11 protein-coding genes, 1 tRNA gene, 3 pseudogenes and 1 riboswitch are annotated in these 13,952 nt (G+C 46.6%); of the genes and pseudogenes, 9 read left to right on the forward strand and 6 right to left on the reverse strand.

The window, feature by feature from the left end:
* Nucleotides 1–5: 5 nt before the first annotated feature.
* The 3 genes and pseudogenes from D908_RS06820 to D908_RS06810 all read right to left on the reverse strand — a co-directional run bounded on the left by D908_RS06820 (nucleotide 6) and on the right by D908_RS06810 (nucleotide 3,901).
* Nucleotides 6–1,022: an AAA family ATPase gene (locus D908_RS06820; RefSeq protein WP_000438471.1), complete on the reverse strand. Its 1,017-nt coding sequence runs from the start codon at nucleotides 1,020–1,022 to the stop codon at nucleotides 6–8.
* Nucleotides 1,006–2,313, reverse strand: coding sequence for an anaerobic sulfatase maturase (locus D908_RS06815; RefSeq protein ID WP_005525377.1), 1,308 nt, complete (start codon nucleotides 2,311–2,313; stop codon nucleotides 1,006–1,008). The genes D908_RS06820 and D908_RS06815 overlap by 17 nt, the downstream gene beginning before the upstream one ends.
* Before the next feature lie 71 nt (nucleotides 2,314–2,384).
* Nucleotides 2,385–3,901, reverse strand: a pseudogene (locus D908_RS06810) (arylsulfatase).
* A 177-nt stretch (nucleotides 3,902–4,078) separates the two neighbouring features.
* On the opposite strand from D908_RS06810, the gene D908_RS06805 reads away from it, so the two are divergent.
* Nucleotides 4,079–4,915, forward strand: a complete 837-nt coding sequence (locus tag D908_RS06805) for a LysR family transcriptional regulator (protein WP_005525379.1) — start codon at nucleotides 4,079–4,081, stop codon at nucleotides 4,913–4,915.
* A 134-nt stretch (nucleotides 4,916–5,049) separates the two neighbouring features.
* On the opposite strand, the gene D908_RS06800 is transcribed toward D908_RS06805, so the two are convergent.
* A tRNA-Asn gene (locus tag D908_RS06800) sits at nucleotides 5,050–5,125 on the reverse strand.
* 587 nt (nucleotides 5,126–5,712) lie between these two features.
* Here D908_RS06800 and uvrB point away from each other — a divergent pair.
* From uvrB to luxU, 3 genes and pseudogenes are all read left to right on the forward strand, one after another.
* A pseudogene (uvrB, locus tag D908_RS06795) lies at nucleotides 5,713–7,742 on the forward strand (excinuclease ABC subunit UvrB).
* 265 nt (nucleotides 7,743–8,007) lie between these two features.
* Nucleotides 8,008–9,420, forward strand: coding sequence for a quorum-sensing sigma-54 dependent transcriptional regulator LuxO (gene luxO, locus D908_RS06790; protein ID WP_001164908.1), 1,413 nt, complete (start codon nucleotides 8,008–8,010; stop codon nucleotides 9,418–9,420).
* 3 nt (nucleotides 9,421–9,423) lie between these two features.
* The gene (gene luxU / locus D908_RS06785) at nucleotides 9,424–9,765 is read left to right on the forward strand and encodes a quorum-sensing phosphorelay protein LuxU (RefSeq protein ID WP_001209532.1); all 342 of its coding nucleotides are present in this window, start codon (nucleotides 9,424–9,426) and stop codon (nucleotides 9,763–9,765) included.
* Here luxU and D908_RS06780 read toward each other — a convergent pair.
* Complete coding sequence (locus D908_RS06780) at nucleotides 9,748–10,644, reverse strand: YvcK family protein (protein WP_005525383.1); 897 nt, start codon at nucleotides 10,642–10,644, stop codon at nucleotides 9,748–9,750. The genes luxU and D908_RS06780 overlap by 18 nt on opposite strands.
* A 178-nt stretch (nucleotides 10,645–10,822) precedes the next feature.
* A riboswitch (molybdenum cofactor riboswitch) is annotated at nucleotides 10,823–10,962 on the forward strand.
* On the opposite strand from D908_RS06780, the pseudogene moaA reads away from it, so the two are divergent.
* The 5 genes and pseudogenes from moaA to moaE all read left to right on the forward strand — a co-directional run bounded on the left by moaA (nucleotide 10,951) and on the right by moaE (nucleotide 13,708).
* Nucleotides 10,951–11,938 (forward strand): annotated as a pseudogene (gene moaA / locus D908_RS0119605) (GTP 3',8-cyclase MoaA). Its footprint overlaps the riboswitch before it by 12 nt.
* A gap of 59 nt (nucleotides 11,939–11,997) precedes the next feature.
* Complete coding sequence (gene moaB, locus D908_RS06775; protein WP_000509704.1) at nucleotides 11,998–12,510, forward strand: molybdenum cofactor biosynthesis protein B; 513 nt, start codon at nucleotides 11,998–12,000, stop codon at nucleotides 12,508–12,510.
* 10 nt (nucleotides 12,511–12,520) lie between these two features.
* Nucleotides 12,521–13,000 (forward strand): cyclic pyranopterin monophosphate synthase MoaC, encoded by a 480-nt coding sequence (gene moaC / locus D908_RS06770; RefSeq protein WP_000080912.1) that lies wholly within the window; start codon nucleotides 12,521–12,523, stop codon nucleotides 12,998–13,000.
* Nucleotides 12,997–13,242: a molybdopterin synthase sulfur carrier subunit gene (moaD, locus tag D908_RS06765; protein WP_005525384.1), complete on the forward strand. Its 246-nt coding sequence runs from the start codon at nucleotides 12,997–12,999 to the stop codon at nucleotides 13,240–13,242. The genes moaC and moaD overlap by 4 nt, the downstream gene beginning before the upstream one ends.
* A gap of 1 nt (nucleotide 13,243) precedes the next feature.
* Nucleotides 13,244–13,708 carry a molybdopterin synthase catalytic subunit MoaE gene (gene moaE, locus D908_RS06760; RefSeq protein WP_005525385.1) on the forward strand — a complete coding sequence of 155 codons (465 nt, stop codon included), beginning with the start codon at nucleotides 13,244–13,246 and terminating at the stop codon, nucleotides 13,706–13,708.
* A 15-nt stretch (nucleotides 13,709–13,723) separates the two neighbouring features.
* On the opposite strand, the gene D908_RS06755 is transcribed toward moaE, so the two are convergent.
* Nucleotides 13,724–13,952: diguanylate cyclase domain-containing protein (locus D908_RS06755; RefSeq protein ID WP_005525386.1), on the reverse strand; the 229-nt coding region annotated here is incomplete at its 5' end.

Genomic DNA, 13,952 nt, shown 5'->3' on the forward strand with positions numbered 1-13,952 from the left:
AGTGATTACCCAATGTTGACCACATCAAGCAATTCAGTGACGACATCTTGCTGACTGATACCTTCGGCCAGCGCTTCATAAGAAAGGCTGAGTCTATGCCCGAGAACCAAGGAAGCGACTTCGCGTACATCATCTATTAAGACATGATCACGACCTTCTAACCATGCCAGAGCGCGTGAACATTTATCCAACGCGATGGAAGCGCGTGGGCTTGCACCAATCGTGAGCCAGTTGGCGAGCTTGGAGTGCGCATAGTGCTCAGGATTGCGAGTTGCCATCACCAATTCAATGATGTAGCTCTCCACCATGTCTGAAAGTGACAAGGCTGCAATTTGTTGGCGGGCTTTAAGAATACTCGCCGGATCAATCGTGATATTGGCTTGCGGTTCACTAGCAAATACCCCGTTTTCTTCCTGGCGAACCAGACGAATGATGTCGCGTTCAGCTTCTTTGTCGGGATACTCAACCAAGGCTTTGATCAGAAAGCGATCCATCTGTGCTTCGGGCAGGGGATAAGTACCTTCCTGCTCAATCGGGTTTTGGGTTGCCAAAACCATAAACAGCTCAGGCAAGGTATGAGTTTGTCCTGCAACGGTAATTGTACCTTCGGCCATGGCTTCTAATAAGGCTGCCTGTACTTTGGCGGGCGCGCGGTTAATTTCATCCGCCAGAACAATTTGATTGAAGACCGGGCCGGGTTGAAAATGCAGTGACGATTTGCCTTCGGTTTCTTGCAGAACTTCGGTTCCGGTGACATCGGAAGGCAACAAATCGGGTGTGAACTGGATGCGCCCAAAAGAAATGGAGAGCGCATTGGCTAACGCCTTTACCGAACGCGTTTTGGCTGTACCCGGCAAACCTTCTAGCAGCACATGCCCGCTGCAAAGCAGGCCTAAAATTAAGCTGCGGATGACCGTTCGTTGGCCAACTACTTGTGACTCAATGGCATTCAATAATTTGATGACATCATGATGTGCACTATTGAGTTCATGACTGCTCGATTGCTTATTGGTTTGTTCCATTTTGCTGTCCTAGAAGTACGGCCAAGCCTGTCAGCATTGGCAGTGAATAGTCGAAGAATGCTTTGATCCCCGAGCATAGATAGCTTAGCCCTTCTTCACCGTCTGGTGTTTTTAGCAGACGATTTTTGGGGCATTCCCCCCAGCAAAGTTTCAGATAAGGGCATGCTTTACAGTATTTCGGCAATGAATCTCGTTTGGCCATGCCAAACGCTTGCTGTCTTATCGAAAATGCCATTTCGTTGAGTTGACGTTGTTTCACGTTGGCGAGTTTGTACTCTGGGTACACATAGTGATCGCAACTAAACACATCACCGTTGTGTTCTATGGCGAGTCCTTTACCACAGAACTCTGCAGAGGTGCACAGTTGTGCAGGTTTCCCCATCACCTGCGCGACTGCCGTCTCAAAAAGGTTAACCAGCACTCGGCCTAAATCGTTGTTCACCCATTCTTCAAAAATGGTGATCAGGAATTGTCCCCAGTCATCGGCATCCACCGACCAATCGGTCACGATGGACATAGGATGCCCCGGTTTGGCTAACTCACTGCCGACAACCGGAATCATGCTTTCATTCCAGAACTGTGGTGCGGTGGTCTTGAAGTCACTCGGTTCAACCACAGGGTTAAACTGCACGTAAGTCGCGCCCAGCTCGCGGGTCATAAAACGATAGACTTCAAGTGGATACTTGACGTTATAACGGTTGACAGTGACCAGTGCGTTGAAACGAACACCATGGGCTTTGATTTTATCTACCGCGGCCATCACGAGATGAAAGGTCGGTTTGCCGCTGCGGGTGACACGATATTTGTTGTGGATCTCTTCTGGCCCGTCGATAGAAAGGCCAACAAGGAAGTGATTCTCTGCCAGAAATTGACACCATTCATCATTCAGAAGGATGCCATTGGTCTGTAGGTCGTTCTCGATACGAACGCCTTTAGGTTGGTGCTTTTTCTGCAGCTGAACGATTTTTCGAAAGTAGTCTAAGCCTAGCAGGGTGGATTCTCCGCCTTGCCAAGAGAAGACGATTTCATCGCCATCTTGACTCTCAATATAGCTCTTCACGAAGGCTTCAAGAGTTTCGTCATCCATCATAGGTTGTTTAGGTTGATGGAGTAGATTCTCTTTGTGCAGGTAAAAGCAATATTGGCAGTCAATGTTACATTTTGCGCCACCCGGTTTAGCCATTACGTGGAAGCGGCGTTGATAAGTTGGCTGTGCGCTGAGATCTTTATAAGCCGTTTTCAGCGGCACAAGATCGAGCAGAGTTGATGTTTGCATTGAGGTTTTAGCCATTCATAATTCCTTGGTGAATAGAAAATATGGCGCTCCGTAGAGCGCCAAACGACATTAAATGAGCTCAGCGGTTACTTAGGAACAAAGCTACCGGCTTCCATACGGGTGGGAATTCTTTGAATGAATCCATGATTTCACCCACTTTCGCCGATGCAGGGCCCATTAAGAAGGCACGTTCGTACATCCATTGACTGTAACCAATACCAGTATCACCACGCTCAAATGGATCGATACTGAGATCAAAGATCAGTGGGATACGCATTTTCGTTAATGGTTTACGCCAGATATCCAATCCTGTTTCCGTTTCTTGGATCATGAAATGGAATTTCCATTGGCCATAACGTAGCGCCATTAAATCGCCGTCATCACTCCAGTACACAAACTCTTTACGAGCGGATTCTTCGGTTTTCCCGGTGAAGTAAGGCAGCTGGTTATAACCATCTAAATGGACTTTGTAGGATTTGCCATCGACTTTTTTGCCTTTCAGCAGTTCATCTTTGACTTTGTCGTTACCCGCGGCTGCAACCAGAGTTGGGAAGAAGTCTTCCAAAGAGACGATGCCATTGAGAGTGGTTCCTGGTTTGATTTTGCCAGGCCATTTGATCAGGGCTGGAACTCGGAAACCACCTTCCCAGCCCGTATTTTTCTCACTACGGAATGGCGTCATACCCGCATCCGGCCACAGGTTAATCATTGGGCCATTATCGGTGGTATAGATGATGATGGTGTTATCATCGACACCAAGATCTTTGATTTTCTTCAGCAGTTGACCAATTTGGTCATCGTGCTGTCTGATTCCATCAGCATAGAAACCCGCGCCAGTTTTACCTTGGTACTCTTCCGGTACATGGGTAAAGTTGTGCATACGAGTCGTGTTGAACCAAGTAAAGAAAGGCTTATCCGCTTTAACTTGTTTCTCGATAAATGATTCAGCTGCATCAAGGAACTCGCCATCTACAGTTTCCATGCGTTTGCGAGTGAGTGCGCCTGTATCTTCAATTTTGCCATCCGCATAGGAGTGAATCACACCACGAGGGCCAAACTTCTTACGGAACTCAGGATCTTTCGGGTAATCCACATTCTCTGGTTCTTCTTCCGCATTCAGGTGGTATAAGTTGCCAAAAAATTCATCAAAACCGTGGTTAGTAGGAAGATGTTCGTCGCGATCGCCTAAATGGTTTTTACCAAACTGCCCGGTCGCGTAGCCTAGTTGCTTCAACATAGTGGCGATAGTAGGATCTTTTTCACTGATGCCTTCAGGTGCACCTGGCATTCCCACTTTACTTAAACCTGTACGCTTAGGCATTTGACCTGTGATGAAAGCACTACGACCTGCGGTTGAACTCTGCTGTGCGTAGAAGTTGGTAAACTTCGCACCTTCCGTTGCAATGCTATCAATATTTGGCGTGGTGTATGCCAACATACCTTGGTTGTAGGTGCTTAAGTTCCAATAACCAACGTCGTCACCGAATATGACTAGAATATTGGGTTTATCTGCTGCATAAGCAGTTGCTGACGCTGCACCCATGGCAAGTGTGCATGCATTGAGCAGCAACTTGCTTGAGCGCTTTTGTTTGCCTGTACTCATATTCACTCCATTTTTCATGTGGATTACACGATTATTTGAACTAACATCACGTGGAAAAGTTCGAAAATGTCTATTCAAACAAATACATATCCGATTCAGATTAGTCCTAATTTTAAAGAGAAACAATCGAGTGAATGTTTTAATATTCATAAATTAAATTTATAGGTGTAATGATTTATGGACCTCAATTTAGTCCGGACATTTTTGGTGGTTGCTGAGTTTCAATCCTTTACTAAAGCGGCGGAAAAGCTTCAGCTCACCCAACCTGCGGTGAGTTCGGCGATCAAACGATTGGAAAAGCAATACGGTCAGCCTTTATTTACAAAAAATGGCCGTGGAATTGCTTTGACAACGAAAGGGCATCAACTCGTGCCATTCTTTCGTCAAGCACTCAACATGATTGAAAGCACGATGCGGATGCGCGATCACTTCAATGTTTTATGCAATGAGGCAATACTTCACTGTTTGTTACCACTGGAAAATGTGGCACTCAGTGAATCGCCCCCAGATAAACGCCAGCTACTTGAGCTGCTTCGTCAACAGAATGTGGATTTAATTCTGGATACCATGCTGGCAAAAGAGAGTGCCTTTGTGGTTGAGGAAATTCATCATGAACCGTTGGCTGTGATCTGCCGAGCTGGACACCCGAGAATACAGAATACGATAACCAAGGAAGCGTTCTATCAAGAGAAACACGTATTTTATAGCGGAGTTTGGGACAAGCTCAGTGGATTAGAACAGATTTGTCGTGAGCCGATTGAAGAACGTCAAGTCGACCTTGTTTGTGGCTCCATTGCTGGGATTGCGCTTTACGTATCTCAATCAGACTCTTTAGCGGTAATTTCCCATTCTTTTGCACAGAAATGGGCGAGTACATTACAACTGCAAGTGTTGGAATGCCCGATCAGTACAGGTGTGATCCCTTATCACTTGGTTTATCACAAGCGTGAAGCCAACAATCCAGCACATAAAGCACTACGTGAGAAAATAAAAAGTCAGTTAGCAAACAGTTGAACGAGCGGTTTCCTAGAAGTTAGGCAAGGAATTATGAGTAGGCGGATTAAATTGGGAAGGCTAGAGTTGATCTGTAGTTGAAACCCAAAAGTGAAACAAAAAAAGACATCCAAGGACGTCTTTTTTCTTGAATTTGGCTCCTCCTGCGGGACTCGAACCTGCGACATACGGATTAACAGTCCGCCGTTCTACCGACTGAACTAAGGAGGAATAGCTTTGCGGCGGATGGTAGCGAGCTAAGTTTGGAGTGTCAATGTTTTTCGATGAAAAAAATGTCCCTTTTTTGTGTGGCCAAGGGTTTACTTTTTTGTATCCCTTACCGCTATTGAGCTGCATTCACTTATCCACCAAAATTGTGGATAACTGTGTTGATGGATTCTGAACAAGGGATGGTTAGACTAACTCTTGAGTAAAAGCTCAATTTTGAAATGGCGTGGAATTTTTCATTAAGATATTGTTTTTCAATAACTAAGTTTGCTTTTCCACAAGTTGATTTTTACGTTGTTCAATCATGATTTTCAGGCACAAATAAGCGCTCAGAGAAAAAACTGGGGAAAACAGGTGGATTATTTTTCTGATGGAGTTTGGCAAGAGGCCGAAGTAGGGCTGAGGATGTTAGCAAACCTCATTCTATGAAGCTAGGAAAATTTTCAGTAAAACTAAGATCCGCCGCACAGGAACTAGGAAATCTGTTTACACCATGTTGTGCGTAGCCAAAAGGGGCGGAATAAGTGCTTGATCATCCACTGCGCATACAGCAACAATAGCGCTCAACAAAAAAGCGTGACGAGGATGCAATGAGCAAAGCATTTGAACTGGTTTCAGACTATCAACCCGCAGGCGATCAACCGACAGCGATTAAGCAGTTGTTGGAAGGCTTGGAAGCGGGGTTGGCTCATCAAACTCTGCTTGGGGTAACGGGTTCGGGTAAAACCTTTACTTTAGCCAATGTAATTGCCACCGCTCAGCGCCCTACGATTTTACTCGCGCCCAACAAAACGTTAGCTGCACAACTTTATGGCGAAATGAAAGCTTCTTTCCCAATAATGCGGTGGAATATTTCGTTTCGTACTATGACTACTACCAGCCAGAAGCCTATGTGCCCAGTACGGATACGTTTATTGAGAAAGATTCGTCGGTCAACGCACATATTGAACAGATGCGGTTATCGGCTACCAAAGCTTTATTGGAACGTAAAGATGCCGTCATTGTGGCTTCTGTATCCGCCATCTACGGCTTGGGTGATCCCGATTCTTACCTAAAAATGATGCTGCATTTACGCCGAGGTGATGTGATTAACCAACGCGACATGCTGCGCCGTCTGGCTGAGTTGCAATACTCACGCAATGATATGGCTTTTGAACGTGGTCAGTTCCGTGTGCGTGGTGAAGTGATTGATATCTTCCCAGCAGAATCGGATCAAGAAGCCGTTCGAGTAGAGATGTTTGACGATGAAGTTGAATGCATCAGCTTGTTTGACCCATTAACGGGCGTGATTACGTCACGCGATTTGGCTCGTTATACGGTTTATCCAAAAACTCACTATGTGACGCCGCGTGAACGTATTCTTGAGGCGATAGAGCTGATCAAGAGTGAGTTACAAGTGCGCCGCCAGTATCTGCTGGATAGCAATAAGCTGTTGGAAGAGCAGCGGATTTCTCAGCGAACTCAGTTTGATATTGAGATGATGAACGAATTGGGATTCTGCTCTGGCATTGAAAACTACTCGCGTTATCTCAGTGGGCGCTCCGAGGGGGAGCCGCCTCCAACCTTATTTGACTACTTACCTCACGATGGTCTGCTGATCATCGATGAATCACACGTCACCGTGCCACAAATTGGCGCGATGTTTAAAGGTGACCGTTCACGCAAAGAAACGCTAGTCGAGTTTGGTTTCCGCTTGCCTTCGGCTCTGGATAACCGTCCATTAAAGTTTGATGAATTTGAAGCGCTGGCTCCGCAAACCATTTTTGTGTCTGCAACGCCGGGTGAGTATGAGCTCACCAAATCGGGTGGTGAAGTGGCGGATCAAGTAGTTCGTCCAACCGGTTTGTTGGATCCGATCATCGAAGTGCGGCCAGTTGCTACTCAAGTTGATGATTTGCTTTCAGAAGCGCGTGTACGTGCCGCGAATGATGAGCGGATCTTAGTGACAACCTTAACCAAACGCATGGCGGAAGATCTGACCGAGTATCTGCATGAGCATGGTGTAAAAGTGCGCTATCTGCATTCGGACATTGATACGGTTGAGCGGGTGGAAATCATCCGTGATCTGCGTTTGGGTGTGTTTGATGTATTGGTGGGGATCAACTTGCTCCGTGAAGGTCTCGATATGCCGGAAGTTGCCTTAGTGGCTATTCTTGATGCAGACAAAGAAGGCTTCTTGCGTTCAGAGCGTTCATTAATTCAGACCATCGGCCGTGCTGCCCGTAACATCAACGGGAAAGCTATTTTGTACGCAGATTCGATCACTAAATCGATGCGTAAAGCGATGGATGAAACTGAGCGCCGCCGTGAGAAGCAGCATGCTTATAACGAGCAACTTGGCATTACTCCGCAGCCATTAAAACGCAGCGTGAAAGACATCATGGAGCTGGGCGATATTGCTAAATCTCGTAAGCAGAAGAACAGCAAAGTGGTGCCTTTGGCAAAAGTGGCTGAAGAGTCTGCGACGTACCAAGTACTGACTCCTCAACAATTGGAAAAAGAGATCAGCAAACTGGAAGCGGCGATGTATCAACATGCGCAGAATTTAGAATTTGAATTAGCGGCTCAAAAACGCGACGAGATCCACCAATTACGTCAGCAGTTTATTACTAACAGTTGAATAGATAGGAAACAGCAGATAAAAAAATAGCCAATAGAATGAGTCTATTGGCTGTTATTTGTGAATATTTTTATTCACTAACAACGTCAGTTGGCTAGGTGACCCTTGCGGGTCAATAGTAATTAAGCACATATCGTGCCAACTCAAATAGGTCAATATTTTGTGATCTTGAGCGTTGTCTGTTAGGAAATTTCAATTCAAATTTGCAAAATGCAATTCCAAATGCAATTATTACAGCAAAATGCAAAACAATAATGGCTAGGCTATGCAACACACACAATCTTTGCAAAAAGCAAAGTACTTACTCATGGTAGAAGATACGGCGTCGGTTGCGGCTCTGTATCGTTCTTACCTCACCCCACTGGATATTGATATCAATATCGTCGGAACTGGACGCGATGCCATTGAAAGTATTGGCCGCCGCGAACCTGATTTGATCCTGCTTGATCTACGTTTGCCTGATATGACGGGTATGGACGTGTTACACGCAGTAAAACAGAAATCGCCCGATGTTCCCATCGTATTTATGACCGCACATGGCTCGATTGATACAGCGGTTGAAGCGATGCGCCACGGCGCTCAAGACTTTTTGATTAAGCCTTGTGAAGCGGATCGTCTACGCGTAACAGTGAATAACGCGATCCGTAAAGCGTCGAAACTCAAAAACGACGTTGATAATAAAAATCAAAATTACCAAGGCTTTATCGGCAGTAGCCAAACCATGCAAGCCGTATATCGCACTATCGATTCTGCGGCAAGCAGTAAAGCAAGTATCTTCATTACCGGCGAAAGTGGTACAGGTAAAGAAGTGTGTGCCGAAGCGATTCATGCTGCGAGTAAACGAGGCGATAAACCGTTTATTGCAATTAACTGTGCAGCCATTCCTAAAGATCTGATCGAAAGTGAGCTGTTTGGCCACGTAAAAGGGGCTTTTACGGGAGCGGCGACTGAACGCCAAGGGGCTGCTGAAGCTGCTGATGGTGGCACACTGTTTTTGGATGAGCTTTGCGAAATGGATTTGGATTTACAGACCAAACTACTGCGCTTCATTCAAACAGGGACTTTCCAAAAGGTCGGTTCTTCCAAAATGAAAAGCGTGGATGTGCGCTTTGTTTGTGCAACCAACCGCGACCCATGGAAAGAAGTGCAAGAAGGCCGTTTTCGTGAAGACTTGTATTACCGTTTGTATGTGATCCCTCTGCATTTACCGCCATTGCGCGCGCGCGGTGATGATGTGATTGAAATTGCCTATTCGCTACTTGGCTTCATGTCCAAAGAGGAAGGTAAGGACTTCATACGTTTGTCGGCAGAAGTGGTCGAACGCTTCCGTCACTATGAGTGGCCGGGTAACGTGCGCCAACTGCAAAACGTATTGCGTAACGTTGTGGTGTTGAATGAAGGGCGTGAAATTACTTTGGATATGTTGCCACCGCCGCTTAACCAAATGCCAGAGCCAGTTAATCGAGCGTTGCCTCTCGCGAATGAAAATAAAGTCGTGTCGGTGCATGAAATTTTCCCGTTGTGGATGACGGAGAAGCAAGCCATAGAACAAGCTATTGAAGCTTGTGACGGCAATATTCCTCGTGCGGCAACGTATTTGGATGTCAGCCCATCGACGATTTACCGCAAGCTCCAAGCTTGGAATGAGAAAGTCAAAGAAAAAGAGAAGGAGCGGTAAGCGATGAGAGAATGGATTAACCAAAGCAAAATAGATTTGCTGGCAAGAGAAATTGGCGAAGAAAATGTGCCGATTTTGGTCAACATCTTTCTCGGTGAGTTAAATGACTACCAATGTAAGCTGGTAAGTGAGGCTGTGGCTGACAAGTTGGAGTACCTCAAAGAAATCAGCCACGCACTGAAAAGCAGTGCTGCCAGTTTTGGTGCAGATCGCTTGTGTGCAAAAGCCGTAGAGCTGGATAGCCGAGCCAAATCTGGCGAGATGATTGACATCTCGCTAGAGGTGGAACAGATGCTTGAACTGCTTAAGCACACGCATCAGTGTTACTCAGATCTTGTTCATTAACTGCTCTTCAATCGCCATTCTGAGCTTCTGCCGATCATGACGCCAGTCGCGGTTGGCCGAAGCTAAATCACGGGTCACAAAGTTCCAACGTCCTTGCAGATCAGGATGAGGGTGGTGACCCAAAACCACATCGATTTTGCGTCCCTGACACGCTCTTTCACACCACTCCAGCTTCTGTTCTAGGCTCATTCTTCCTGCTGGCCCATATTCTGGGGAAAGGTTTTCCACAAAAACCAGTTTCGCGTTCAGGTTGCGAGCAATCGCTTTGCCTAATTCTGGTAATAGCAGCGGTGGCATGATGCTGGTTAAGAAACTGCCGGGGCCGAGAATCACGCAGTCCGCTTCTTGTATCGCGGTAATTGCTTCTTTGGTTGCCGGGACTTCTGGTGAGAGGTCAAGTCGTCGCAAATCTTGCGTCATCTCATCAACGCTGGTTTCACCCGTTACCCATTTACCGTCTATCGAGAGTGCTGCCAGATCGGACGGATGTTCAGACATCGGCAGAATATTCACATCGACCTTGAGCATGTTGCGGATCAGATTAATCGCATCCAGTGGACGTACAGAAAGGTTATCCAAAGCTGTGAGCATTAGGTTGCCCAAGTTGTGGCCATTGAGTTCTCCCGTACCTTTGAAGCGATACTCAAACATCATCGAGCTGATGGAAGGCTCGGTAATAAGCTGATTAATGCAATTGCGGGTATCGCCCCAAGCAATGCCACCTTGGCAGTGACGAATACGTCCTGTCGAACCGCCATTATCTGTGGTGGTGACTATGCCTGTTGCATTGGAGCCAAAGACTTTGAGCGCCGCCAACATGCGTCCCAAACCATGACCACCCCCGATGGCAACGACTTTTTTGTTTTCGTATAGAGACATGAGCATCTTCTTATTTTTTCATAACCAGCAGCAATTTAACTAACTTCATTCACAATGAGTACCCATTTAGGGCTAATTTCCCCAAGGTAATCATTTTTTTCTCGTTAAGGCTAGAATCACATACAATTATTAAGTATTTTACCAGCAGCCTGAGCTAAAGAGATGGAAACATCGTACTGCTTGGCCTTAACTCCGAGTTTACCGCGCTAAGTTTAAACCTTTAAATATGCGTTGTAAGCCAGTGACAGAATGTCACAAGGGCAGGATTGGAAATGATTTTGCCTCCCGTATTTGGAAAGGTGTTCTGTGGCGCAACAATTCGAAGACAGATTTCAACGTAAATTCTACTATTTACGTCTATCCATAACCGACGTTTGTAATTTCAAATGTACGTATTGCTTACCTGATGGCTATAAGCCGTCAGCGGATCGTCCTGCCTCTTTTCTGACCGTTAACGAGATTCGCCGTGTGGTGAATGCGTTTGCCCATTGTGGCACTTCGAAGGTGAGAATTACCGGCGGTGAACCTTCGCTGCGCAAAGATTTCAGTGAAATCATTCAAACCATAGCGCAAACTCCCGGCATTCAGAAAGTTGCCACCACCACCAATGGCTACCGATTAGCCAAATATATTGGAGAGTGGCGAGAGGCGGGTTTGACGAACCTCAATGTGAGTGTCGATAGCCTTGACCCTCGCATGTTCGCGCAAATCACGGGTGAAAACCGCTTCCAGCAAGTGATGTCCGGTATTGATCGCGCGTTTGAAGTCGGTTTCGAGCAAGTCAAAGTCAACGTGGTGCTGATGAAAAATCTTAACCACCTTGAACTGCCCAAATTCATGGAGTGGATTAAAACCGCCCATCCAACTACGTTTTATTGAATTGATGCAGACCGGAGAAATGGATGAGCTGTTTGCTCGCCATCATGTCTCTGGCACTTCGATCCGCGACTATCTCCTCGGTAACGGCTGGCTACTCAAAGCCAGAGCCGATAACGATGGCCCTGCACAGGTGTTTATCCACCCTGATTACCAAGGGGAGATAGGCCTCATCATGCCTTATGAGAAGAACTTTTGTAGCAGTTGTAATCGCCTGCGTGTTTCGGCGCTCGGCAAGCTGCATCTCTGCTTATTTGGCGAACAAGGCATAGATTTGCGCGATCTCCTTCAGGAAGATCAACAAGAAAACGCATTGATTGAACGAATTCAAGCCCAGTTGCAAAACAAGGCAGAAACCCACTTCCTGCATGATGGAAACTCGGGTGTCACGCCTCATTTAGCGTCAATTGGCGGCTGAGTTTCTACCGATAATTTGACCTCTCCATCGAGGTTTAACCATTTTTAAAAGGTGAACAAATGGGTCACGCAGAAAGCAAATTTCAAGCAGCAAACATCGCCGTATTAACGGTGTCAGATACGCGTACTGAAGAAAATGATACGTCTGGTCGCTATCTGGCTGAACAGCTACAAGAGGCGGGTCATAAACTGGCGGATAAACAGATCGTCATTGACGATATGTACAAAATCCGTGCGGTAGTTTCACAGTGGATTGCCGATGAAACCATCCAAGCGATTTTGATCACGGGTGGCACTGGGTTTACGTCACGTGACAGCACACCTGAAGCACTCAAACCTCTGTTTGATAAAGAAGTGGAAGGCTTTGGTGAACTGTTCCGTATGGTGTCTTTTGAAGAGATCGGTACGTCGACCATTCAATCTCGCGCGGTAGCGGGTTTTGCTAACCACACGGTGATTTTTGCTATGCCGGGTTCAACGGGTGCATGCCGCACAGGTTGGACAAAAATCATTAAACAGCAATTGGATGCTTCTCATCGCCCATGTAACTTTATGCCACACCTGACGGTATAAGGGAGGTTTGATGAGTCAACTCACTCACATTAATGCTTCGGGTGAAGCGAATATGGTGGATGTGTCGAATAAAGCCGACACGGTTCGTGAAGCTCGTGCGGAAGCTTATGTGCGCATGGCACCAGAAACGCTGCAACTGATTCTCTCTGGTCAGCACCACAAAGGTGATGTGTTTGCCACAGCGCGTATTGCTGGTATTCAAGCGGCAAAACGCACGTGGGAGCTGATCCCGCTTTGTCATCCTCTGCTGCTTTCCAAAGTTGAAGTACAGCTAGAAGCGCTGCCGGAGCAAAACAGTGTGCGCATTGAATCGCTGTGTAAACTCAGCGGCAAAACTGGTGTTGAGATGGAAGCGCTGACAGCGGCGTCGGTTGCTGCGCTGACCATTTACGACATGTGCAAAGCGGTACAGAAAGACATTGTGATTGAGAATGTTCGGTTGCTTGAAAAATTGGGTGGTAAGTCAGGACACTTTAAGGTGGATGCATGATTAAGGTACTGTTTTTTGCACAAACCCGAGAGTTAGTCGGTTGCGATAGCCTTACCGTGGATGAGCATTTTGCGAGTGTAGAAGCTTTACGTCAGCATTTGGTTCAGCAACCGGGTAAGTGGGATTTGGCTCTAGAGCCAGGCAAGTTGCTGGCCGCAGTCAATCAATCGATTGTGCCACTTGATACGCCGTTACAAGAAGGTGATGAAGTGGCCTTCTTCCCACCAGTAACCGGAGGTTAATATGGACAATCGCGTTTCTGTACAAACGGAAGATTTCTCTGTCGCTCAGGAATACGAGGCTTTATCGCAAGGTACTCATGCGGGAGCCGTAGTTACTTTTATCGGCAAAGTTCGTGACATGAATTTGGGCGATAATGTGGTGGGGCTGCACCTTGAGCATTATCCAAGGATGACGGAAAAATCCTTGTTGGAAATTTGCGATATGGCGGAAGAGCGTTGGCCTTTACAGCGAGTTCGAGTGATTCACCGGGTTGGCGACATGCTCAGCGGCGATCAAATTGTGTTTGTCGGTGTGACCAGTGCGCACCGTAATGCGGCCTTTGAAGCGTGCGAGTTCATCATGGATTACCTGAAAACCCGCGCGCCATTTTGGAAGAAAGAGCTGACGACTCAAGAAAGTCGCTGGATTGACTCGCGTGATAGCGATCAAAAAGCAGCGCAGCGTTGGGAGCATAGCGAAAAATAATCGCAGTTTTACCCACTATTCTTGCCACGTGGTACCACTAAACATATGGATGGTACCACGCTGATTGTGCTTCGCATGGAACAAAGCTTTATCCGCTACAGAAACGAGTTTTTCCGCTGTCATCCCTCGGTCGATTTCATCGCAGTGACGAATACCAATAGTGATCGTGACATGGTCCGATACTCTTGATTTCTGGTGCTCAATTTTGAGGTTTCTGACCATAGTCATCAATTTCTCTGCGCGC

The sequence above is a fragment of the Vibrio mimicus CAIM 602 genome (assembly GCF_000338875.1).
Taxonomy (GTDB): Bacteria; Pseudomonadota; Gammaproteobacteria; order Enterobacterales; family Vibrionaceae; genus Vibrio; species Vibrio mimicus.

Bases quoted from the DNA above. Each gene is read 5' to 3' on its own strand.
- D908_RS06820 (WP_000438471.1), bottom strand. From the start codon at position 1,022: ATGGAACAAACCAATAAGCAATCGAGCAGTCATGAACTCAATAGTGCA.
- D908_RS06815 (WP_005525377.1), bottom strand. From the start codon at position 2,313: ATGGCTAAAACCTCAATGCAAACATCAACTCTGCTCGATCTTGTGCCG.
- D908_RS06805 (WP_005525379.1), top strand. From the start codon at position 4,079: ATGGACCTCAATTTAGTCCGGACATTTTTGGTGGTTGCTGAGTTTCAA.
- luxO (WP_001164908.1), top strand. From the start codon at position 8,008: ATGCAACACACACAATCTTTGCAAAAAGCAAAGTACTTACTCATGGTA.
- luxU (WP_001209532.1), top strand. From the start codon at position 9,424: ATGAGAGAATGGATTAACCAAAGCAAAATAGATTTGCTGGCAAGAGAA.
- D908_RS06780 (WP_005525383.1), bottom strand. From the start codon at position 10,644: ATGTCTCTATACGAAAACAAAAAAGTCGTTGCCATCGGGGGTGGTCAT.
- moaB (WP_000509704.1), top strand. From the start codon at position 11,998: ATGGGTCACGCAGAAAGCAAATTTCAAGCAGCAAACATCGCCGTATTA.
- moaC (WP_000080912.1), top strand. From the start codon at position 12,521: ATGAGTCAACTCACTCACATTAATGCTTCGGGTGAAGCGAATATGGTG.
- moaD (WP_005525384.1), top strand. From the start codon at position 12,997: ATGATTAAGGTACTGTTTTTTGCACAAACCCGAGAGTTAGTCGGTTGC.
- moaE (WP_005525385.1), top strand. From the start codon at position 13,244: ATGGACAATCGCGTTTCTGTACAAACGGAAGATTTCTCTGTCGCTCAG.